The sequence below is a fragment of the Paludisphaera soli genome (genome assembly GCF_011064595.1).
GTDB lineage: Bacteria > Planctomycetota > Planctomycetia > Isosphaerales > Isosphaeraceae > Paludisphaera > Paludisphaera soli.
The window spans coordinates 545,595-565,376 of sequence record NZ_JAALJI010000002.1; the positions used below are offsets into that span (position 1 = coordinate 545,595).

Below are 19,782 nucleotides of genomic sequence, written 5' to 3' on the forward strand. Positions count from 1 at the left end.
GCCCGGCGGGGGTTGTGCTAGAATGCCTTGCTTGGGTTTTGGGCATCCCGCAGGCGGCGTCTCCACTCCCCGCCACACCTCTGGGAACGAAGCGAACGGACGGCGATGACGCGAATTGCGATCTACGACACGACCTTGCGCGACGGCAGCCAGGGCGAGGGGGTGAACTTCTCGCTCCAGGACAAGCTGCTGATCACGGCCAAGCTGGACGAACTGGGGGTCGACTACGTCGAGGGGGGGTATCCCCTCTCCAACCCCAAGGACGCCGCGTACTTCCGCGCCGTGCGCGACCTGCCGCTGGAGCACGCCCGGGTGGCGGCCTTCGGGATGACCCGCCGGCGCGACATCGCGGCCGAGGACGACACGGGGATGAAGGCCCTGGTCGCCGCCGGGACGCCGGTCGTCACGGTCGTCGGCAAGACGTGGGACCTGCACGCCCGCGAGGTCCTGGGCGTGTCGCTGGAGGAGAACCTCCGGATGATCGGCGACTCGGTCGCGTTCCTCGTCGCCAACGTCTCCGAGGTCGTCTACGACGCCGAGCACTTCTTCGACGGCTACCGCCGCAACCCCGACTACGCGCTGGAGACGATCCGCAAGGCGGCCGACGCCGGCGCGGCCTGGATCGCCCTGTGCGACACCAACGGCGGCTCGCTGCCCGAGGAGGTCGCCGAGGCCGTGGCGGCCGTCGCGAGAGAAGTCAGCGTCCCGCTGGGGATCCACACCCATAACGACGGCGAGCTGGCCGTCGCCAACGCGCTGGCCGCCGTCCGCCTGGGGGCGAGGCAGGTGCAGGGGACGATCAACGGCCTGGGCGAGCGCTGCGGCAACGCCGACCTGTGCAGCGTGATCGCCAACCTGTCGCTGAAGTACCCGGAGTTCTCGGCCCTCGCCCCGGGGAAGCTCGCCCGGCTGACGGAGGTCTCGCGGTACGTCTACGAGACGGCCAACATGAACTTCCGGCCCGGCCAGGCGTTCGTGGGCTCCAGCGCGTTCGCCCACAAGGGGGGGATGCACGTCCACGGCGTCCGCAAGATCGCTTCGAGCTACGAGCACGTCGACCCGACGACCGTGGGCAACGAGCGCCGGATCCTCGTGAGCGAGCTGTCCGGCAAGTCGAACATCGCCGAGAAGCTCGCCGAGCACGACCTGGACCAGGACCAGGAGCTGCTCTCCCGGGTGCTCGACCGGGTGCAGGACCTGGAAAACGAGGGCTACCAGTTCGAGGCGGCCGAGGCGTCGTTCGTCCTGCTGGTGGAGAAGCTGGCCGGGCGGCACCGCGAGGCCTTCCAGAGCCGGGGCTTCCGCGTCAGCGTGGCGGGCGTCGGCGACGGCGCGTCGCTCACCGAGGCGACCGCCAAGCTGCAGGTCGGCGAGGCCCTGGAGCACACCGTCGGCGAGGGGGACGGCCCGGTCGACGCGCTGGACAACGCCCTGCGGAAGGCCCTGGAGCACCACTTCCCGGGCCTGCGGTCGATGCACTTGGTCGACTACAAGGTCCGGGTCATCAACGCCCGCGCCGGCACCGCCGCGCGGGTCCGCGTGGTCATCGAAAGCTCGGACGAGGACGCCGTCTGGGGCACCATCGGCGTCTCCGAGAACGTCATCGAGGCGAGTTGGCTGGCCCTCCTGGATGCCTTCGAGTACAAGCTCTCCAAGGACGCCCGCCAGCCCCGCCCCGCCCGGCCCGAGCCGGCCGCGGCCCGCTGACCGAGGGAGACCTCCATGGCGACCGACATCCAGGCCGAAGCCAAGACCCTCGACGCGGACCGCCGCCCGTATCGGTTCACGGCCGACCAACTGTGGCGGATGCTCAAGGCTGGGATCATCCCCGACGAGGTGGACGTCGAGCTGCTGCGAGGGCGGATCTATCGCATGACCAAACGCGAGCCGCATTGCTTCGCCGTGGGCGAACTCGCCGACCGGCTCCGCGGCATGCTCCCCGACGGCTTCCACGTCCGCGAGGAGAAGCCATTGAGTCATGATCAGCGGTCGATCCCCGAGCCCGACGTGGCCGTCGTCCGGGGCGCCCGCGCCGATTATCGGCTCGAGCCGCCGTCCACCGCCCGGGCGGCCTTGCTCGTCGAGGTCTGCGCCAGCACCCGCACGGGCGACTACCGCGACAAGGTCCGCCTGTACGCCTCGGCCGGCGTGCCGACTTACTGGGTCGTCGACGTCGACGGCCGCAAGCTCGACGTCTACTCCGAGCCGCAGGGCTCGGGACGCGACGCCTCCTACGCCAGGCACGCCGCCTTCCCCGAAGGCGAGGCCGCCCCGGTGATCCTGGACGGCCGCGAGGTCGGCCGGGTCGCCGCCAGGGACCTGCTCCCCCCGCTTGAACAACCCTCCAAATCTTGACAGCGACGGCATGAACATCAACGACATCCCCAAGCAGTACGATCCCAAGGACGCCCAGGACCGCTGGTACCAGATCTGGCTGGAGCGAGGGTACTTCCACGCCGACCCGGCGGGCGAGAAGCCGCCCTACTGCATCGTCATCCCGCCGCCGAACGTGACCGGGGCGCTCCACCTCGGCCACGCGCTCAACAACACGCTGCAAGACGTGCTCATCCGCTGGCGGCGGATGCAGGGCTACGACTGCCTCTGGATGCCCGGCACCGACCACGCCGGCATCGCCACCCAGGCGGTCGTCGAGCGCCGGCTGCTGGAGGAGCAGAAGCTCACCCGCCACGACGTCGGCCGCGAGGCGCTCGTCGAGAAGATCTGGGCCTGGAAGGACGAGTACGAGAAGCGGATTTTGGGCCAGCTCCGCCTGATGGGCTGCTCGTGCGACTGGGAGCGCACCCGGTTCACGCTCGACGAGGTCTGCTCGCGGGCCGTCCGCCGGACGTTCTTCAACCTGTTCCGGGCCGGCAAGATCTTCCGGGGCAAGCGGCTGGTCAACTGGGACGTCCAGCTCCGCACGGCCGTCGCCGACGACGAGATCTACTACGAGGACAAGCCCGGCAAGCTCTGGACGATCAAGTACCCCGTCGCCGGGTCCGAGACGGGCGAGGCGCTCCACGTCGCCACGACCCGCCCGGAGACCATGCTGGGCGACACGGCCGTCGCCGTCCACCCCGAGGACCCGCGCTACAAGCACCTCATCGGCCGCGAGCTGGAGCTGCCGCTGACGGGGCGTCGGATCCCGATCGTCGGCGACGCGATCCTCGTCGACCCCAAGTTCGGCACGGGCTGCGTGAAGGTCACCCCCGCGCACGACCCGAACGACTACCAGACGGGCCAGCGCCACGGCCTGCCGATGATCAACCTGCTGAACCCGGACGGCACCTACAACGAGAACGCCGGGCCGAAGTACGCCGGTCTCGACCGCGTGGTGGTCCGCAAGCGGGTCGTCGCCGACCTGGAAGCCGCCGGCCTGCTGGTCAAGGACGAGCCCTACAACGTCCGGCTCAACTACTCCGACCGCAGCAAGACCCCCATCGAGCCCTACCTCTCGGACCAGTGGTTCGTCCGCATGGCCGACGACCCCGACGGCGCGCCCGGCTTCGCCCAGAAGGCGATCGACGCGGTGGCTTCCGGCGAGGTGAGGATCACCCCCGAGCGCTACGCCAAGAGCTACGCCGACTGGCTGGGCGAGAAGCGCGATTGGTGCATCAGCCGGCAGCTCTGGTGGGGCCACCGCATCCCCATCTGGTACTGCTCCACCTGCACGGCCGAGGACCTGGAGCTGGCTTTCGGCGGCCGATCCGACGTGGCCTGGACCGAGGCCGAGTCCGGCGGCTGGCTCGTGTGCGCCGAGCGCGACCTGCAAGCCGACGCCCTGCCCGGCCACGCGCTGACGCAGGACGCGGACGTGCTCGACACCTGGTTCAGCTCAGCCCTCTGGCCGCACTCGACCCTGGGCTGGCCCGAGGCGACGCCCGAGCTGGCGAAGTTCTACCCGACGAGCGTCCTCTCCACGGCGCGCGACATCATCACGCTCTGGGTCGCCCGGATGGTGATCTTCGGCCAGTTCAACATGCGTCAGGTCCCCTTCCGCGACGTCTACATCCACCCCGTGATCCAGGACGGCCAGGGCAAGCGGATGTCCAAGTCGGCCGGCAACGGCGTGGACCCGGTCGACATCATCGAGATCTACGGGGCCGACGCCCTCCGCTACACCCTGGCCGCCGGCGCGACCGAGACGCAGGACCTGCGGATGCCCGTCGAGAAGCTCAAGCTCCCCGACGGCCGCGAGATCAACACGTCCGACCGCTTCGAGCAGGGCCGGAACTTCGGCAACAAGATCTGGAACGTCGCCCGCCTGGTCATGATGAACCTGGAAGGCTACGAGCCCGCCCCGGTGGACGTCGCCGCGCTGCCAGTGGAGGACCGCTGGATCCTCGCCGAGCTGGACGCGACGGTCGCCGCGACGACCGCCGACCTCGACGCCTTCCGGTTCGCCGAGGCCGCCAAGCGGCTCCGCGAATTCTCCTGGGGCGAGTTCTGCGACTGGTACGTCGAGTTCGTCAAGGGCCGGCTCCGCGACCCCGAGTCCCGGCCGGTCGCCCAGCGCACGGCGGCGGCGGTGCTCGACGCCCTCTGCCGGCTCCTGCACCCCTTCATGCCGTTCCTGACCGAGCAGATCTGGGCCCCGCTCGGCGAGCTGGCCCCCGTCCGCGGCGTCCCCCTCCCCTCCCCCGCCGAGCCGCACGCCTGCGTCGCCGCCTGGCCGGCGCCGAAGGGCCTGGAGGACGCCGAGGCCCGCGCCACGGTCGACCAGTGGAAGGAGAAGATCCAGGCGATCCGCAACCTGAGGGCCGAGCGGAACGTCCCCAAGGACGCCAAGATCGCCCCCCGGATCGTCGCCGAGGGAGCCGTCGCCGACCGGCTCCGCCTGGGCGAGGAGTTCATCAAGTCGCTGACGGGGGCCGGGTCCGTGGCCGTCGGCCCCGACCAGGCCCGGCCGGCCGACTCCGCCGTGGCCGTCCTAGCCGACGCCGAGGTCGTCCTGCCTCTGGAAGGGCTGATCGACAAGGAGGCCGAGCGGGCCAAGCTCGCCAAGAGCCTGGCCGACCTCGACAAGCAGATCAACCCGCTCCGGGGCAAGCTCTCCAACGAGGGCTTCACCTCCCGCGCCCCGGCCGAGGTCGTGGCCTCCTCGCGGGCCAAGCTCGCCGAGCTGGAGGCCCAGCGGGCCTCGGTCGCGAGCCTGCTGGAAACCACCTGACGCGCGGGCCCCGCCGCGCGTTGACGACGCGCGGCGGGGCCGATACGATCAGATCAGCCCGCCGCGGACGTCGCCGCGGGGGGCGGGGGCCGGGACGCGACGGGACGTCGCGTCGGGCGAGGCGAGAGGAAAGGGTGGGTGCCGTGCCGGTCCAGATGGATCTCATGCGGATCATCATCAACGAGAACAGCGATCAGCATATCATCTTCCTCAAGGAAGTGGACGGCGAGCGCATGTTCCCGATCGTGATCGGCATCTTCGAGGCCACGAGCATCGACCGCCGGGTCAAGAACCAGCCGACCGTGCGCCCCCTGACGCACGACCTGCTGGCCAGCACGATCGAGTCCCTGGGGGGCGAGCTCCAGGACATCTACATCAGCGAGCTTCGCAACCACACCTACTTCGCCAAGCTTCGGATCCGCCACGAAGGCGAGACGATCGAGGTCGACTCCCGCCCGAGCGACGCCATCGCCCTGGCCGTCGCGGTCGACGTCCCTATCTACGTCGCCGAGGACATCATCGACGAGGCCAGCCAGTAAGGCCCCCCCGCCGGCGGCCCCCGAACGCGAGCCGTCGCAGCCGTCGAGCCGCCAGCCAGCCCAGCGACGCCAGGCAGCCGACGACCAGCCCGGACCTCAGCCAGGCCGCGACCGGGGCCGAGAGCGCGACCCCCGTCCCGACGGCGACGTAGGCGGCCAGGCAGGCCGGGCACTTCGGCAGGAGAGTCAGGACGGCCCCGGGGACGAGCCACCCAAGGACCTCCGCGAAGGTCCGTCGCGCCGGCCGTTCCCCGCAGCAGCGGCCCGCGCTCAACTTTCAGCCCCGTCCGCGCCCCGTGTTGGCCGGTACAGGCTCATGCCGTCGACGAACCCGTCGAAGCCGTAGCGGTCATGGTGCCGCACCCAGTCCATCAGGTTGCGGTGCGGCCCGTTCTCGTCCCGGCCCTTGGGCGTCAGATCCAGGTAGAAGTAGGCCCCGATCGAACCCTCCCCGCCCCTCGCGTAGCAGGAGTAGGTGTGGAAGACGTCGCCGGCCGCGTCTTTCGCGAACACGCTGATCCCGGACAGGTCCTCGATCGGAACCGGGGTGGTGCGGTAGTTGTACAACGGCTCGCCGCTCGCCAGGTCCTCCTTGGTGAACGACGCGCCGTAGTCGTAGTTGAAGGTGCTCCCGGCCGACGAGACCCACTTCGCCGTCCAGCCCATGCGGCGGTTGAAGGCCTGGATCTTGGCCAGCGGCGCCCGCGAGACCCGGACGAAGCTCACGTCGTGGTTCGCCAGGTGGACGAGCGAGCCCTCGACGTGATCGGCCTGGAACGAGCAGCCGACGCACCCCTCCTCCCACTCCGGGCTGAACATGAAATGCTGGACGACGAGCTGGCTCCTCCCGGCGAACAGGTCCCCGAGCGATCCCCGGCCGTCCGGCCCGTCGAACACATACGGCGTCTCCACCCTGACCCAGGGGAGTTCGCGACGCCTTCGGCCCAGCTCGTCGGAGAGCCGCGTCAGCTCCTTCTCCCTCCTCAGCAGCTCCATGCGAGCGGCGAGCCATTCCTCGCGCGAAGCGACGGCGTGATCGGCCATGATCTTCTCCCAGAGGATCGCGGATCGGACGGGAAAGTAGGGACGAAGACGGCCCGCGTCCCTCAAAGGGCGGTTCAGACGAACGGTTCCTTGCCCGCGGTGCGGCGGGCGTCGGCGACTTGGCCGAGGTGGAACATCTGGTGCAGGGCGATCAGGTGGAAGGTCCTCCCGATCGTCTTCATCTCATTCTCGAAGCCGGCGGGGATCGACCGGGGCTCGCGGCCCAGGCCCTCCTCGCCGATCTCTTCGAGCCGCGCGAGGTTCTTCGCCCGCAGGTCGCGATAGGTCGCCAGCACCTCGTCGAACGGCGGATACGAGGCGGCGTCGTCGGACGGCCGCGAGCCGGTGCCGAACAGCGGCCACCAGTGCTGGACGGGGTTCGGCTCGCCGAAGACGACGTGCGGCACCATCCCCTCGACCACGGCCAGGTGGCCGACGACCCACAGGGGGTGGTTGCCGCCGTTCGGGGTCGGCCGGGTCAGGGGCGCGTCGCGAAGGTCCCCGACGAGCCGTGTCGTCGACTCGTCGACCAGGCCGAGCGCCCAGCGGATCTGCTCGATTGCGGACATCACCGCGCCCCCTTTCGCTCGCCCATCAGGCGTGCGGCGATGACGGCGATCCGAGGGAGGCAGTAGTCCCAGCCGGTCCCCATGTCCTCGCGCATCCCCTCGGGGAACGGCCCCATCGACCGATGGCTGAACAGCAGGCGCGTTCGATCGCCCTCGGCGACCAGGCGATACTGGACGTGGTTGATCGCCGGGAACGACATGAACATCGGCCCGGTCAGTTCCAGGAGCGCCGGCGGCTTGATGACCTGCACGTGCCCCCAGAGATGCCCGGAGTCCTCGCCCAGGTCGCGAAACCAGCGACCCCCCGGGCGCGGCTCGACCACCATGGGGAACGGCTTGCCCCCCGGCATCTCCCCCCCCGGGCCGATCTCTTCGAGGATCGCCTCGAACGCGATCTCGATCGGCGCGGCGATCTCGACCTCCCGAGTGATGGTGACGGTCTGGACGTCCATCGCGACATCAGTCATCGACATGCTCATTCCCCCTTATCGGTCCCTTCGGGCTCAGCGGCCCGCTCCCGGGCCAGGCGCTCGGCGCGATCCTTGATCCGGTCGATCTGGTGATCCCAGAACGGTTCGAAAGTCTTCACCCAGTCGTGGATCGCCTTCAGGCGTTCGGCGTTCAGCGTATAAAGCCGCCGCCGGCCCTCGTCGCGGACGCGGACGAGCCCCACCTCCCGCAAGACCCGAAGGTGCTTGGAGACCTGCGGCTGCCCCAGCCCGAGCGCGTCGACCAGGTCGTTCACCGGCCTCTCGCCCCGAGCCAGGAGATCGAGGATCTGTCGCCGTCGCGGCTCCGCGACCGCGTTGAATGCGTCCGACGTCGTGGGTGATCGTGCCATGCCGAGATCGTATACCCTAATGGGAATATTTCAAGCGGAGTTCCGGGGAATATCCCGAAGCCCCTCCCAAGCCTGGAGAAGCGTCTTGCCCTCGGCGCCGCCCCGAGCGTCTCGCCGGAAGATCACGCCGGCCGCCCCCCTGGTTCTTCCACGGGGCGACGGCCGACGGGCGAGGAGAGGCCTGGTCCGGGCGGTTTTTCCGCCCCGTCCAGGTGACGCAACGCCCACGATTTGCTAGTCTCGACGAAGTCGGGAGGGGTGCCAGAGTGGTCGATTGGGACGGTCTTGAAAACCGTAGAAGGGTCACACCTTCCGTGGGTTCGAATCCCACCCCCTCCGCTTCCGACAGGCCTTCGACCCCCGCCCGCCGGCGTGGCGGAACGGCAGACGCTGGGGACTTAAAATCCTCTGGGCGGGAACGCCCGTGTGGGTTCGAATCCCACCGCCGGCATTAGAGTTACGCCAAATCCCAGCAACGGATTATGCCTGGCTTGCTGCAATTTCGCTGCACTCGCTTGGGTGACGGGGACGTGGCGTTGGAGGGCCGATGGCTTCGCTGCAAGAACGCGACGGACGCTGGCAGTGCCAGTTCCTCTATCGGGGCAAGCGTCGCACCTTCGCCCTCGGCCGCGTCACCGAGGCCGAGGCGAAGGCCAAGGCCGACCAGGTCGACTACCTGCTGATGCGGGTGGGCCAGGGGCTGATCGCCCTGCCGCCCGGCGTCGACGTCGTGGCCTTCGTCAAGCACGACGGCTCCGTCCCGAAGGCGGATCACGCCCCGCCGGAACGTGACGAGCCGACGCTGGCCGACCTGCGCGACCGGTACCTGGAGACCCACGGCAATGGCACGCTCGAGGCTAACACGCTGCGGGGCGTCCGGCGGCACTTCAAGCACCTGACCTCGGCCCTCGGAGAACGGTTCCCCATCCGCAAACTGACCCTGCTCGAGCTGCAAGGCTACGTCGACCGGCGATCGAAGGCGAAAGGGAGGCGGGGCCAACCGCTCAACCCCGCCACGATCAAGAAGGAGATCGTGACGCTCCGCACCGCCTGGAACTGGGGCGTCCGTATGAAAATCGTTTCGGGCCGCTACCCCTACGAAGGCCTGCGGTATCCCAAGACGGACGAGAAGCCGCCGTTCCAGAACCGCGATGAGATCCTTCGCCAGCTACCCGGCCTGTCTGCCGCAAAGGCCGACGAGCTGTGGGAATCGCTCTACCTCACGCTGCCCGAGATCGAACGCCTGCTGGCTTACGTCGAATCGCACGCCGCCCATCTCTGGATCCACCCGCTGGTCGCCGCCGCCGCCCACACCGGGGCGAGGAAGGGCGAGTTGCTCAAGATGCGGGTCGGCGACGTGGATCTCGTCGCCGGCACGATCAGCATCCAGGAGCGGAAACGCGCCCACGGACGTCGGACGACCCGGCGTGTGCCGCTGTCGACCGCGCTGGCCGCGATCCTGAGGGGCTGGCTGGCCGTCCATCCCGGCGGCACGCAGCTCTTCGCCCATGCCGAGGAGGTTCGGGGGAGCAAGAAACGCAGCCCAACCACCGGGCACTTGTGGAAGGACCGGCCGGGCCCGATGGGTGAGCGGCTGGCGGGCGTCCGGGGAAGGGAGAGGCCCGGCATCCTGCCGCTGACCGAGTTCGAGGTGCACCACCACGTCAAGCGGACGCTGAAGGGCTCGGAATGGGAGGTGGTCCGGGGGCTGCACTGCCTGCGGCACAGCTTCATCTCGGCTATGGCGTCGAAGGGTGTAGACCAGCGGATCATCGACGAGGTGGTCGGCCATCAATCGGAGGAGCAGCGGCGGAGGTATAGACACCTGTATCCAGCGACGATCAGGGAGGCGGTCAGGGGGGTGTTCGGTTGACCGGTCCGAAGGGATTCACGGCTTCACGAACAGTCGAGCCGCTGCCGAGGGGGGCAACGGAGGGGCCCACCCCCCGCCCGGCAGGTGCCCGGTCGACACCTCGCAGCCCTGACGGCTCGACTAATCGGGACCGATCTCCTGGTGACGGCGCGTTCGGCACTCAGGCCACCTCGTCGGCCGCCCCGCAGCCGAGGGACGCCGGGCCGCGGCTAGGCCCCGTCGGGCGAGGCACCGACCAGGTCGCGCCGATGCGTCCTCGTGGGCTGCACTTTCCTATACATCGCCGGCACTACGAACACGCCGACCCAAGCGGTGGAGTCGTTGGGAACCTACTTCAACGTCCGGCAGGCGTTGCGCCGGACGACACGCCGGATGTCGAGCGTGCGTGCTGGCCGGCTGCAAACTGGAACATCAGGCGTCATCTCGCCGAGTTTGTTGCCCAGCCAGTCAGGATCGCCGTTGCGGCCCGTGCTCCGGTCGTCCCCATGGCGGCTCGTCGCCAGGTCTCGGCCGGTAACGTGGAGTCCCCATGGGAACGCCACGCGGGCCTCTTCAGCTGCGCGACGACCTCTCGGCGAGCGGACGCGAGGACGTGACGCTTGGCTTGATGCGCAGTCTCTCGAGCACGAGCACCTCGCCGGCTCCCAACACGGCCGCCATGAGCAGTCCCGACAAGATCAAGCGGCCTTCAGGTCAGGCCCACCTCACCCTATCTTCCCATCGGCCGCATGACGTGGAACATGCTTCGAAAAAGTGGCGAGCCTGCCGTAGGAAACAGGCCCCACCCAGCGTCGCCTGTCGACGCCGCGCGAGTCGACGCCTCCAAGCGTACGACGGCGCCGCCCCACTGAGCGGCCTCGCGGTCGAATTCGTCGGCTACGCTCCCGGAGCCGCCTGAGGCCGACTTCATGAAGCGGTCAGGCCGACCTCGGGGAAGGGAGGAGCCCTTCCCTGCGATAGCGCAACAACTCCTGGTGGCTCAGGACCCAAGCCGGATGCGCCCCCCTGCCCGACCGCCGCTTCTGGGCCTCGAGGCGGCCCAGGCGGCAATGCTCCCTCACGGTGAACTCGGCCTTGCCGATCAGCCTGCCGAACTCGCCGGTGGAGTACCAATCCTTGATCGTCTCCCGCTGGAGGATCATGTCCAACTTCTGTTCGATCCGCTCCAGCCGCTCGTCCCCGGTCATGGCTCGCTCCGTTCATGTCGCATATCTCGGGACGCCCCCCGCCCCTTCGCCCGGCGGCCCGTCGGCGCCCCCGATCTCGATCACCTTTATCCCCGGAGGCCGCACGCCGCACCAAGGGCGATTTCGGGCTGAACGAGGCCAGATCGGTCGTAGGCTCGGTCGCACGATGGATCAACGGCCGTCGCGGCCGCCCGTGGCCGCGTTGCCTATCGGGATGACGCACGTGCCGGGCTGCCCCTCACGCCCCCCGACGCCCCGCCGCTCGGCCCAGGAGCGTACGTCCGTCGGCGACGCCGAAGTTTCGCTCGAGCGCCGCCGCGGGTTCCGCCGAACGGCTCGCCATGTCGAAGCCTCTCGACCCGCCTCGAGTCGCCCGCTCGCCCGAGCCTCCGCCGCCGAGATACGTGGAGCCGGAGCGGTCTCGCCGGCCGTCTCCGCACGCGGACCTCCCGTCCGGCGGAGCCCGGGGGCGAGCGGATCGTCCAACGCTGGACCAAGGTCCCGATTGATGAGCCCTGACGGAGAGGTCGGCCGGTCCTGCCGTCCACCTCGACCTCTCCGCCCCTCGGCCTCAAACCTCCGTCGTCGGGCACGCCCGACTCTCTCCCCGATGAATCACGTAATTCACGAGTTGAGAGTCGTGCAACGAGGCTGGGAAGAGGTAGGGCTGGTAGGTGGACCAATCGCGATACGTCTTGGTCATGCCACCCTCGGACCGGGCTGGTACCTATCGGGGGACGGGCCTCGGCATTCTTCGAAAGTCATCGGCCAAAGGCGATACTCGGACCGTCTCCTAGGCGACGGCCGACCCGTCCCGGTTCCGCCACACGAATTCCGAGCGTCCCGACTATGGGCAGGCGTGGGACTGGAGGTCCAACCGTCCGTCATCGTGTCGCCCCGTTAAGTCGCAGCGGGATGTCGCGTTTCCGCGTCCGCATGGCCCGCTCCCCTGGGAGCGAGGGTGCGCCTCCGTTCGGCTGCTCACGTCCGGGGACGGGGCCGCCGCGGCGATGGGGCCGTCTCGGCGAAGGGTGGCGTCCCGGAGGAGGATGCGTCCGCAGCCGTGCCCGGCGACGACGTCATTCGCTCCCATCGGAAGGCAGGCGAGCTGGCCGAGGCCCAGAATGCCAGGGGCGGACGACGCTCCCCTTCCGGTCGAGGGAGGACCGGTTCGGCGAGGAGCAGCATCGATTCCAGCGTAGCCGACCCGGTCCGGCCGATCGCTCTTCGGCTTCACACGCCAGCCGTGCGACTCCGCAGGACGCGAGAGGAGGTGTCGCATGAGCTGGACCTGAGCGGGGCCGTGGTCGGTTCGGCCCGCGACGCCTGCACTCGACCTCGCAAACGTGCCCGAACTTCGGATCCGGACGATCCGAGAGGGGGGCCCGCCCCGAAGATCGGGGAGGTCGGTGGAGAGTCGGAGGAATTTATCCCGCCCGAGCGGCCCCTCGGGCCGCCCCCCCTCCTCGTCTCCGCTTAATCCGCGGTGGAATCGCGTCATCGGGAAACGGGGCCGTTAGACCCTCCACTTGCTTCGCGACGGCATCCGCGGCCCGAACGCCGCGTGGTGGGGGCAAATCGCCGACCATGGACTCGGCAGGAAAGGGAGCTCCGGGCCGAGGTCCCTCCTTCCCCCGTCGGAATGGCCGAGGGGCCGGGCGTCCCCGGCCGGGGCTCGCGGCTCGGGCGGGCCGGCCCCTCTTCGCGGCGTTCCCCGCCGCCTGGGGCCGCGTGCGTCCGGGGGCCGCTCGGCGTGGCGGTCGGCCCCTCCCCGCCTTCGCGAAGGCCGCCCGGCGTTGCCCCGCGACGCGACGTCCGCACGCCCGAGCCGCTCTGGCGAGGGCTCGCCGGCCGGCATCTCGGCCCCGGCGAGTGCTCGCCTGTCACCGACAGACCCGCACGAGCCCGGACGCTCGCCGGGCCGCCGGCCCGGGACCGGACCGGGCCGACTTCCAGGAGCCGCCCCATGTCGAATCGCCTCGAAATCCTGGCGTCCGCCCCCGGCCCCGCCGCCGCCCGCCCCCCGCTGCTCTGCCGGGGGAATGCGAAACTGGGGCGGGAGCTGATCTGGAGCTTCTCGATCCCCGCGGTCGCCTCCTGCCCCGGGTCCACCCCGGCCTGCCGGGCGGCCTGCTACGCCCGCTCGGGCCGCTTCGCGTTCCCGTCCGTGAAGGGCCGCCACGCCCGGAACCTGGCCCGGGCCGAGCGCCCCGGCTTCGTCGCCGACCTGGTCGATCAGGTCCGCCGCGACTTCGTCCGCGTGGTCCGCGTGCACGGCTCGGGCGACTTCCACTCGGCGGGCTACGTCGGCCGCTGGGCCGAGGCCGCGCGGATCTGCCGCTCGACCGTCTTCTACGCCTACACGCGGTCCTGGAGGGTCCCGGAGATCCGCGGGGCGTTGGCGGACTTCGCCGGCCTGCCCAACGTGCGGCTGTGGTACTCCGGCGACCGCGACTCCGGCCCCCCGCCCCGCGACCCGGGCGTCCGGACGGCCTGGATGATCGGGCCGGGCGAGCCGACCGGCTCGGTCCCGGCGACGGCCGACCTGGCCTTCCGCGTCCGCCGGTCGGGGCCGCTCAAGCGGGCCAACGGAGTGCTCGTCTGCCCGTACGAGCAGGCGGTCCCGAGGTCCTGCCCGCCGATCACCTGCGAACGCTGCCGCATCTGCTTCGACAGGCCGCCGCGCCCGCCGGCCCGGCCCTGACCCGCCGAGATCTTCCATAGTCGTCCGGCGGGGTTTCGGCCCGCGGCGGCCGGATCCTTCCCAGCCCCACCGCCCCCCTGGAGTTCGACGGCCTGACGTCGACGACGCCGACCGTCGGGCGGCGGCCGGGGGGGACGGCGGGCTCGGGAGCACTGCACGGCGGTCGTTTTTTTAGCTCCCGCGAGATGAAGGGGCGGATCCCTCTCGACGCGGACGCCGCTTGGGACTTCGCCGGCGAGCTCCGACGCGAGCGGCCCGGGCCGCTCGGAATCGAGCGGCGGCGGGCCGTCCCGGAGAGGGCGCGACATGGACGGTCGCGGCGTCCTACGCCGGCTCGGGCGCCGGACGAGCGGCCCGAGTTTCGTGAATCTCGGGATTCACTCCAGGGCATGTCAGTCATCATTTTCAGATCATCACATCGAGGCTGGACTCGCTCGAAGAGGGCAGGTCAGCGACGGTCGGCCCCCGTCGCCGGCCAGCACGGGCGCGTTCAGGGGTTGGTCAGGTTCGGCGACCACACCCCGGGGCGAATCTCGGGCGTCTGGCCGGACGGGGGGAACGTCGTCTTCACGGCGGCGTGCAACTGCTGCGACAGTTCCTCGACTTGGGCCGCGTGCTCCGTCTTCTCGGCGAGATTCGTCAGCTCGCGCGGATCCGCGTCATGGTCGTACAGCTCGCAGCCCTTGCGGCCTTCGTCCCATTCGGTGTATCGCCAGCGAGGTGTCCGAATGCTGTAGCCGAAGAAGCGACCGGCGGGGCCCTGCCCTCCGGCCGCATTCTGACCTCCGCCCGCACCCGGGTCGCCCAGCGGACGCCGAACTCCTCCAACGCCCTCGCCGGCGCCCGCGTCCCGTCGTCCGTCCGCGACGGCTCCCGGCGCTCCGCCCGGTCGCGGGCCGGCCCCGCCGCGGGAGACCTGGGTGAGAGCCCAGCCTCGTCCCACGGCGTCGGGGTCCTTGAGGATCGGCACGAGGCTCTGGCCCTGGAGGTCGGCGGGACGTTCGACGCCGCTCAGCTCGGTGAGGGTCGGATAGAGATCGATCAGGGAGACGGGGGTCTTCGCAACCCGGCCCTTGGTCGCCAAGCCCGGCGCGACGATCAGGAGCGGCACGCGGGCGCTCTCCTCGAAGAGGCTCATCTTCTGCCATAGCCCGTGCTCGCCGACGAGATAGCCGTGGTCGCTGGTGAACACGATGATCGTGTTTTCGGCGAGCCCCAGACGGTCCAGCGCGTCGATCACGCGACCGACCTGGGCGTCCATGAAGCTGATGCTGGCGTTGTAGGCCTGCCGCGCCTGGCGGCGTTTCGCATCGTCGAAGTCGTCCCGATCCCGCCTGCCGCCGGGGCGCGCGGGGGCGGGTATGTCGGCCAAGTCCTCCTCCACGCCCTGGACGACTGGCATCTCCGACTCGGGATGGAGGTCGAAGTACGGCCTCGGCGCGACGTAAGGCGTATGCGGCCGGAAGAATCCTACGGCGAGGAAGAACGGACGATCGTTCCGCCTGGCGCACCGCTCGAGGACCCATTCGGCGTCGTCCGCCATGAGGCCGTCGGTGTGCTCGCGGTCCCCCTTCGGCGAGGCGTACCAGCTGAGCGTCCCCCCGAACTGGCCGGGCGTCAGGGAATAGATCTGAGGCTCCTCCTCCAGCCGGTCGACGCCCGCCGGGTTCAGCTCCAGCTCCCAACTCCCGGGATCGTCGTGGCCGTTCGTGCCGACCGACATGGGCACGTTGTAGTGGTAGAGCTTGCCGATCCGCGCGGCGAAGTAGCCGGAGTTTCGGAAAGCCTGGGGCAGGCTCCGGTGCGAGGGGATCGTCTGCCGGAAGATCTGCCCGTTGGTCAGGATGCCCGTGCTATTGGGATAGAGCCCCGTGAGGAAGGAATTCCGGCTCGGGCCGCAGAGCGGGAACGCGCAGTACGCGGCGTCGAACCGGACGCCCCGGGCCGCGAGCTTGTCGAGGTTCGGCGTCTTCGCGAGCGGATCGCCGTATGCGCCGATCAGGTTGTTGAGGTCGTCAGAGACGATGAACAGGACGTTCGGCCGCCGCTCCTCGGCGGACACGGGACCGGCCGTCAGGCACAACAGGGCGAGCGAAAGCCAGCTTCTTCGCATAGGGGAGGACTCCGGTAGGCGGCTGCATCCAGGACCGGCGGCGTCATGTAGGACGCCACAACCTATCGCGTTCCGAGCCGAGGCCGGAACCCATGTGATTTTGGGCGGGAGGCCCGGACGACCCGGCGACGAACAACCGGGACGGGCGACGGATCTCTCGCGCCCGGGACCCATCGGGGAGATCACCGGGACTCATCCGTCGCGGGTCGTCCAGCTTCCGTGTGGGATCGATCCTCAATAGGCGTCGGAGCTGATCACTTCGCCGCCGGCCCTGGTCCCGAGCGCCCAGTAGGTCCGAAGGTCGATGGTGCTCTTGATGAAGCGGACGCTGCCGTCGGCGAAGGTGTAGTTGGATCCCCCCGAATGGTTGCTGGTCGAGTTGACGAACCCCGAGAGCCCCCACGTAAACAGGGGGTCCGCCTGGCACGAGTTGAAGGCGTATTGCGGATTGTTGGGCGGCGCGATCGTGTTGAAGAGCGTCGTGCCCAGGTAGCCGGCTTGCCACGTGGCCCCGCTGAAACTGGACCCCACGGACCTATCGGTCGTGCCCACATTAGCCCGGGCGTACGCGCCGCAGGCCGCGAGGGCCTGGACGACTTGCGGGTAAAGCGGGCTGGCGTCGAGAGAGACCACGCCGGCGACCTCGGACACTCTCCCGAAGCTGGCGCGACGCGGGTCGGCGACCGCCGGCCCAATTCCACCCACCAGGCGCTCGGAGTAAGCGATGGTGTTGGACAGGCCATCGGTCACGCTCGCCACGTTGTAGGCGGGGACGCCATGCACGATCGGGTTGTCAAAGCCGAAGATGCCCGTCGTCCGTTGGCTCACCACGGTCTGTTGCACGGCCCCGATCGCCTCGACGGTCGTCCCCGTGCTGCCTACGTAGTTGCAGTTGAAATTCATCCTCTGTGCCTCCAGGACCGTGGGGGAGAGGCCGTCGGAGGGGCAGAGGAACAATTTCAAGGGCGTGAAGAGGATCGTGGAATTGGTGTAGTAGGCCTGGTTCAGCGCCTGGGCCGGGGCGAAACTGAAGTTGATCGCGTTGTAGACCGGCGCCTGCTCCAGGTGGTGGAGTACTTGTGCGTGGATGCTCCACGGGTTGCCCCCGTAGTTGGGGCCGGGCGTGGTCTTGGCCCAAGACTGGCCGATGGGGAACGAGCCGATCGAGGAGTGGTAGTTGTGCAGTGCGAGCCCGAACTGCTTGAGGTTGTTGACGCAGTGGATCCGTCGGGCGGCCTCGCGGGCCGACTGGACGGCGGGCAGCAGCAGGGCGATGAGCACGGCGATGATGGCGATGACCACCAGCAGCTCGATCAGGGTGAAGGCGTGGAGGCGCGACCGAGCGTCGACCTTTCGCAACTGGTCGTCGCGATGCAATATCGGCATGTAAGTCTCCATAGAGACCGGACGCCTCCGGCTGGCGCGGTCGGCGATATCCGGGGGTTCGACTCAACACACCTCTCGTCGACGAGTCGGCATCAACCGGGCGGGGAGGAGGCGGGAGGATCCTCGTCCATGGGGTTGCGATTCTGCTCAGACTCGGAGGAACCTGTCAAGGGGAATGCCTATTATTCCTATAGGGTTTCCACAGCCCGCTTGCGTCAGCCCAAGAGACGGCTTGAGCTGCCCACAGAGACCGGACAATCGCACGCGAGGATTCGGATGCGATTGCCCCTGCCCCTATGTTGTCGCCGGGGTCGATTCACCCTTCTTGGGCCTAGAAGCTCTCTCGGCCGGTCCGACTCCCCAGGGTGCCCCTGATTAGTTCAGGCCACGGTGACCGGGTGGCCGGCGATGGCCGAGAAGAGATAGCCCTGGCTGTTGTAGGGCACGGTCAGCGGTTGGGCGTTGCCCTGGTCGTCCACGGCGCGGGCCTTGAGGACGTACTTCCCGGGTCGCGCCGCCCATGGGATCTGCCATTCCGCCCAGGCTTGGTGGCCGTTGCCGCCCGGCTTCAACGCGGCTCGGATGTACGTGTCCCCGCCATTGAAGCTGACTTCCACGAGGGCGATCGAACCCTCGGCCGACCACGAGCGGCCGGTGATGAGGTTGAGGCCCGGCCTGAGGGAGGCCGGGAACGGCAGTTCGAACGCGCTCTTGATGGTCTGCGTCGTGAGGATCGGCTGTCCGGGGTAGTCGTCCTCGTTGCCGAAGAATCGGTACTGCGTGGTGTTCCACGCCGTGAACACAGGCTCCTCGGAGACCGTGACGCGGCCGAGCCACTTGACGTTCGCGATCCCGATCCAGCCCGGCACCAGCAGCCGCGCCGGGAAGCCGTGGTCGGGCGGGAGCAGCTCGCCGTTCAGGCCGTAGGCGACGAGCAAGTCGTCGGCGAGCGCGCGGCCGATGGGGATCGGTCGTCGAACGTGTCCGCTGGCGCCGACCTCGTCGTCGAGCCCCTCCGGCAAGACGTCCACCGCCGTCGGCTTGACCCCGGCCAGCTCCAGCAGCGTCGACAGCCTCACGCCGGTCCATTCGCCGACCCCGATGGCTCCGAGGAGCCATGCGGTCCCGGCCACCGCCTGGCCCTGCTGGCCGGCGAAGAAGCTGCGGCCGTTCCCGGCGCATTCGATCGCGCGAGTCAGCCTTTCCGTCGGGAGCGAGATCAGATCGTCCAGCGTGAACGTCCTGGGCCTGGCGACGCCTCCTCCCTCGACGCTCAGCGACCAGGTCTCGGCGTCGATCAGCGGCGTGCTGGTGTGGTTGCGGACGAAGAACAGGGACGCGGGCGTGAGATACCCGCGGCCCTTGAACGCGTGGAAGAGGGTCTCGCGATTCGTCCCCAGGATCCTGAACTTGTCCGGCGGCGTCGGCTTGACGATCGTGGCCGGCGCCTGCGCGAAACCGCGCGAGGGCAAGCTCCCGAACGCGGACGCGCCCGCCGCCAGGCCGGCGAGCGTCCTGACGACCTGGCGCCGTGTCTGGCCGGTGGCGTGTCGACGCTTCCAGACTTCCATCTCGAAACGCTCGCGATCGTAGTCCTGCTCGTTCTTGAACGCGTTGTTCATATGAGTCGCCGGGGTTGAGACTTGAGCGAACGGGCGATCGGCCGTGTCGAAGGATTCATGACGAGCGATTTGGGGCGAGACGCCGTCGAAGCGCCGTCGCGCCGATCAAACCCGTGGCCAGCAGTGCGGCGGCCCCGGGCTCCGGGACGACCGTGTACGCCTGGATGGTGATCGTCGACGCCGCGGCGTCGTCCGGCCCGATATATTCGAGGACCTTGACCACCAGCAGATTCGTCCCGGCCGAGATCGGGTCGAAGGTAAAGCCCGCAAGCTTGGAGCCCAGGTTGACCCGAAGGCCGCCCACCGGTTCTGAGGCGGCGTCGTCGTAGATCAGGCCGTCGCTCCACCGCCAGCCGGGGGTGAGGATCTCCTGATACCAATTCGAGAGCGTGAAGTCCCCGACCCCGATTGTGAGGAACTCCAGGACGAAGAAGGCGTCGCCCGTCCGCAGATTGCGCGACCCGTCCTCGAAGGCCAGTTCCTGGGTCCAGCGGCCGGCATCCAGGCTGGGCGAGATTTCCAGATGTGTCGGCGTGACGGGGTCGCTCAGGTCGGCGATCAGCCACGCGGCGTAATCGTCCTGATAGGTGAATCGGCCGACGGCCCCGCCAGCGAGGTTCGAACCGACCGAGATCGGGCCCGCGGAAGCGGGTTGCAAGCCGAGCGCGGCGAAGAGGCAGGCGAGAAGCAGGTGTCCGACGTATCGCCTCGTCTGACGCGGCGGATCGGCCCGA

At 69.3% G+C, this 19,782-nt stretch carries 16 protein-coding genes and 2 tRNA genes; 8 read left to right on the forward strand and 10 right to left on the reverse strand.

Translation table 11 applies throughout. The features are described from left to right. The first annotated feature begins 105 nt into the window (after window positions 1–105). From cimA to G6O68_RS05140, 4 genes are all read left to right on the forward strand, one after another. The gene (gene cimA, locus G6O68_RS05125; protein WP_165245484.1) at window positions 106–1,707 is read left to right on the forward strand and encodes a citramalate synthase; all 1,602 of its coding nucleotides are present in this window, start codon (window positions 106–108) and stop codon (window positions 1,705–1,707) included. A 15-nt stretch (window positions 1,708–1,722) separates the two neighbouring features. Then, a complete protein-coding gene (locus tag G6O68_RS05130; protein WP_165245486.1) occupies window positions 1,723–2,355 on the forward strand; it encodes a Uma2 family endonuclease in 633 nt (210 codons plus the stop codon). A gap of 10 nt (window positions 2,356–2,365) precedes the next feature. After that, window positions 2,366–5,170, forward strand: coding sequence for a valine--tRNA ligase (locus G6O68_RS05135; protein ID WP_165245599.1), 2,805 nt, complete (start codon window positions 2,366–2,368; stop codon window positions 5,168–5,170). A gap of 143 nt (window positions 5,171–5,313) precedes the next feature. Beyond that, the gene (locus tag G6O68_RS05140) at window positions 5,314–5,709 is read left to right on the forward strand and encodes a bifunctional nuclease family protein (protein ID WP_390625355.1); all 396 of its coding nucleotides are present in this window, start codon (window positions 5,314–5,316) and stop codon (window positions 5,707–5,709) included. Here G6O68_RS05140 and G6O68_RS05145 read toward each other — a convergent pair. From G6O68_RS05145 to G6O68_RS05165, 5 genes are all read right to left on the reverse strand, one after another. Continuing rightward, window positions 5,687–5,983 carry a hypothetical protein gene (locus G6O68_RS05145; protein ID WP_165245488.1) on the reverse strand — a complete coding sequence of 99 codons (297 nt, stop codon included), beginning with the start codon at window positions 5,981–5,983 and terminating at the stop codon, window positions 5,687–5,689. The genes G6O68_RS05140 and G6O68_RS05145 overlap by 23 nt on opposite strands. Next, the gene (locus G6O68_RS05150) at window positions 5,980–6,753 is read right to left on the reverse strand and encodes a DUF899 domain-containing protein (protein WP_165245490.1); all 774 of its coding nucleotides are present in this window, start codon (window positions 6,751–6,753) and stop codon (window positions 5,980–5,982) included. The genes G6O68_RS05145 and G6O68_RS05150 overlap by 4 nt, the downstream gene beginning before the upstream one ends. 74 nt (window positions 6,754–6,827) lie before the next feature. After that, complete coding sequence (locus G6O68_RS05155; RefSeq protein WP_165245492.1) at window positions 6,828–7,322, reverse strand: DinB family protein; 495 nt, start codon at window positions 7,320–7,322, stop codon at window positions 6,828–6,830. Then, window positions 7,322–7,795, reverse strand: a complete 474-nt coding sequence (locus tag G6O68_RS05160) for an SRPBCC family protein (protein WP_165245494.1) — start codon at window positions 7,793–7,795, stop codon at window positions 7,322–7,324. The genes G6O68_RS05155 and G6O68_RS05160 overlap by 1 nt, the downstream gene beginning before the upstream one ends. A gap of 2 nt (window positions 7,796–7,797) precedes the next feature. Further along, on the reverse strand, window positions 7,798–8,163 hold the full coding sequence (locus tag G6O68_RS05165; protein ID WP_165245496.1) for an ArsR/SmtB family transcription factor: 366 nt from the start codon (window positions 8,161–8,163) through the stop codon (window positions 7,798–7,800). Between the two features lie 252 nt (window positions 8,164–8,415). Between G6O68_RS05165 and G6O68_RS05170 the strand changes: the two genes are divergently transcribed. The 3 genes from G6O68_RS05170 (at window position 8,416) to G6O68_RS05180 (ending at window position 10,036) form a co-directional block, all read left to right on the forward strand. After that, window positions 8,416–8,502: transfer RNA gene (locus tag G6O68_RS05170), tRNA-Ser, on the forward strand. 27 nt (window positions 8,503–8,529) lie between these two features. Beyond that, window positions 8,530–8,614 (forward strand) — tRNA-Leu (locus G6O68_RS05175). A 96-nt stretch (window positions 8,615–8,710) separates the two neighbouring features. Further along, window positions 8,711–10,036, forward strand: a complete 1,326-nt coding sequence (locus tag G6O68_RS05180) for a tyrosine-type recombinase/integrase (RefSeq protein WP_165245498.1) — start codon at window positions 8,711–8,713, stop codon at window positions 10,034–10,036. Window positions 10,037–10,953: 917 nt separating this feature from the next. On the opposite strand, the gene G6O68_RS05185 is transcribed toward G6O68_RS05180, so the two are convergent. Beyond that, the gene (locus G6O68_RS05185) at window positions 10,954–11,223 is read right to left on the reverse strand and encodes a hypothetical protein (protein WP_240911044.1); all 270 of its coding nucleotides are present in this window, start codon (window positions 11,221–11,223) and stop codon (window positions 10,954–10,956) included. A 1,966-nt stretch (window positions 11,224–13,189) separates the two neighbouring features. On the opposite strand from G6O68_RS05185, the gene G6O68_RS05190 reads away from it, so the two are divergent. Further along, window positions 13,190–13,927: a GP88 family protein gene (locus G6O68_RS05190; protein ID WP_165245500.1), complete on the forward strand. Its 738-nt coding sequence runs from the start codon at window positions 13,190–13,192 to the stop codon at window positions 13,925–13,927. Between the two features lie 490 nt (window positions 13,928–14,417). Here G6O68_RS05190 and G6O68_RS05195 read toward each other — a convergent pair whose 3' ends face one another. From G6O68_RS05195 to G6O68_RS05210, 4 genes are all read right to left on the reverse strand, one after another. Next, complete coding sequence (locus tag G6O68_RS05195; RefSeq protein ID WP_165245502.1) at window positions 14,418–16,040, reverse strand: sulfatase; 1,623 nt, start codon at window positions 16,038–16,040, stop codon at window positions 14,418–14,420. Window positions 16,041–16,274: 234 nt separating this feature from the next. Further along, on the reverse strand, window positions 16,275–17,426 hold the full coding sequence (locus G6O68_RS05200; RefSeq protein WP_165245504.1) for a DUF1559 domain-containing protein: 1,152 nt from the start codon (window positions 17,424–17,426) through the stop codon (window positions 16,275–16,277). A 380-nt stretch (window positions 17,427–17,806) separates the two neighbouring features. After that, entirely contained in the window at window positions 17,807–19,048 is a 1,242-nt protein-coding gene (locus tag G6O68_RS05205) for a sulfite oxidase (protein WP_165245506.1), read from the reverse strand. Between the two features lie 55 nt (window positions 19,049–19,103). Then, on the reverse strand, window positions 19,104–19,706 hold the full coding sequence (locus G6O68_RS05210) for a PEP-CTERM sorting domain-containing protein (protein WP_165245508.1): 603 nt from the start codon (window positions 19,704–19,706) through the stop codon (window positions 19,104–19,106). Between the last annotated feature and the right edge of the window lie 76 nt (window positions 19,707–19,782).

Excerpts from the sequence above, each read along its gene's own strand:
- G6O68_RS05155 (WP_165245492.1), bottom strand. The coding sequence starts at position 7,322 with ATGTCCGCAATCGAGCAGATCCGCTGGGCGCTCGGCCTGGTCGACGAG.
- G6O68_RS05200 (WP_165245504.1), bottom strand. The coding sequence starts at position 17,426 with ATGCCGATATTGCATCGCGACGACCAGTTGCGAAAGGTCGACGCTCGG.
- G6O68_RS05130 (WP_165245486.1), top strand. The coding sequence starts at position 1,723 with ATGGCGACCGACATCCAGGCCGAAGCCAAGACCCTCGACGCGGACCGC.
- G6O68_RS05195 (WP_165245502.1), bottom strand. The coding sequence starts at position 16,040 with ATGCGAAGAAGCTGGCTTTCGCTCGCCCTGTTGTGCCTGACGGCCGGT.
- G6O68_RS05150 (WP_165245490.1), bottom strand. The coding sequence starts at position 6,753 with ATGGCCGATCACGCCGTCGCTTCGCGCGAGGAATGGCTCGCCGCTCGC.
- G6O68_RS05160 (WP_165245494.1), bottom strand. The coding sequence starts at position 7,795 with ATGTCGATGACTGATGTCGCGATGGACGTCCAGACCGTCACCATCACT.
- G6O68_RS05180 (WP_165245498.1), top strand. The coding sequence starts at position 8,711 with ATGGCTTCGCTGCAAGAACGCGACGGACGCTGGCAGTGCCAGTTCCTC.
- cimA (WP_165245484.1), top strand. The coding sequence starts at position 106 with ATGACGCGAATTGCGATCTACGACACGACCTTGCGCGACGGCAGCCAG.
- G6O68_RS05190 (WP_165245500.1), top strand. The coding sequence starts at position 13,190 with ATGTCGAATCGCCTCGAAATCCTGGCGTCCGCCCCCGGCCCCGCCGCC.
- G6O68_RS05185 (WP_240911044.1), bottom strand. The coding sequence starts at position 11,223 with ATGACCGGGGACGAGCGGCTGGAGCGGATCGAACAGAAGTTGGACATG.
- G6O68_RS05205 (WP_165245506.1), bottom strand. The coding sequence starts at position 19,048 with ATGAACAACGCGTTCAAGAACGAGCAGGACTACGATCGCGAGCGTTTC.
- G6O68_RS05165 (WP_165245496.1), bottom strand. The coding sequence starts at position 8,163 with ATGGCACGATCACCCACGACGTCGGACGCATTCAACGCGGTCGCGGAG.
- G6O68_RS05135 (WP_165245599.1), top strand. The coding sequence starts at position 2,366 with ATGAACATCAACGACATCCCCAAGCAGTACGATCCCAAGGACGCCCAG.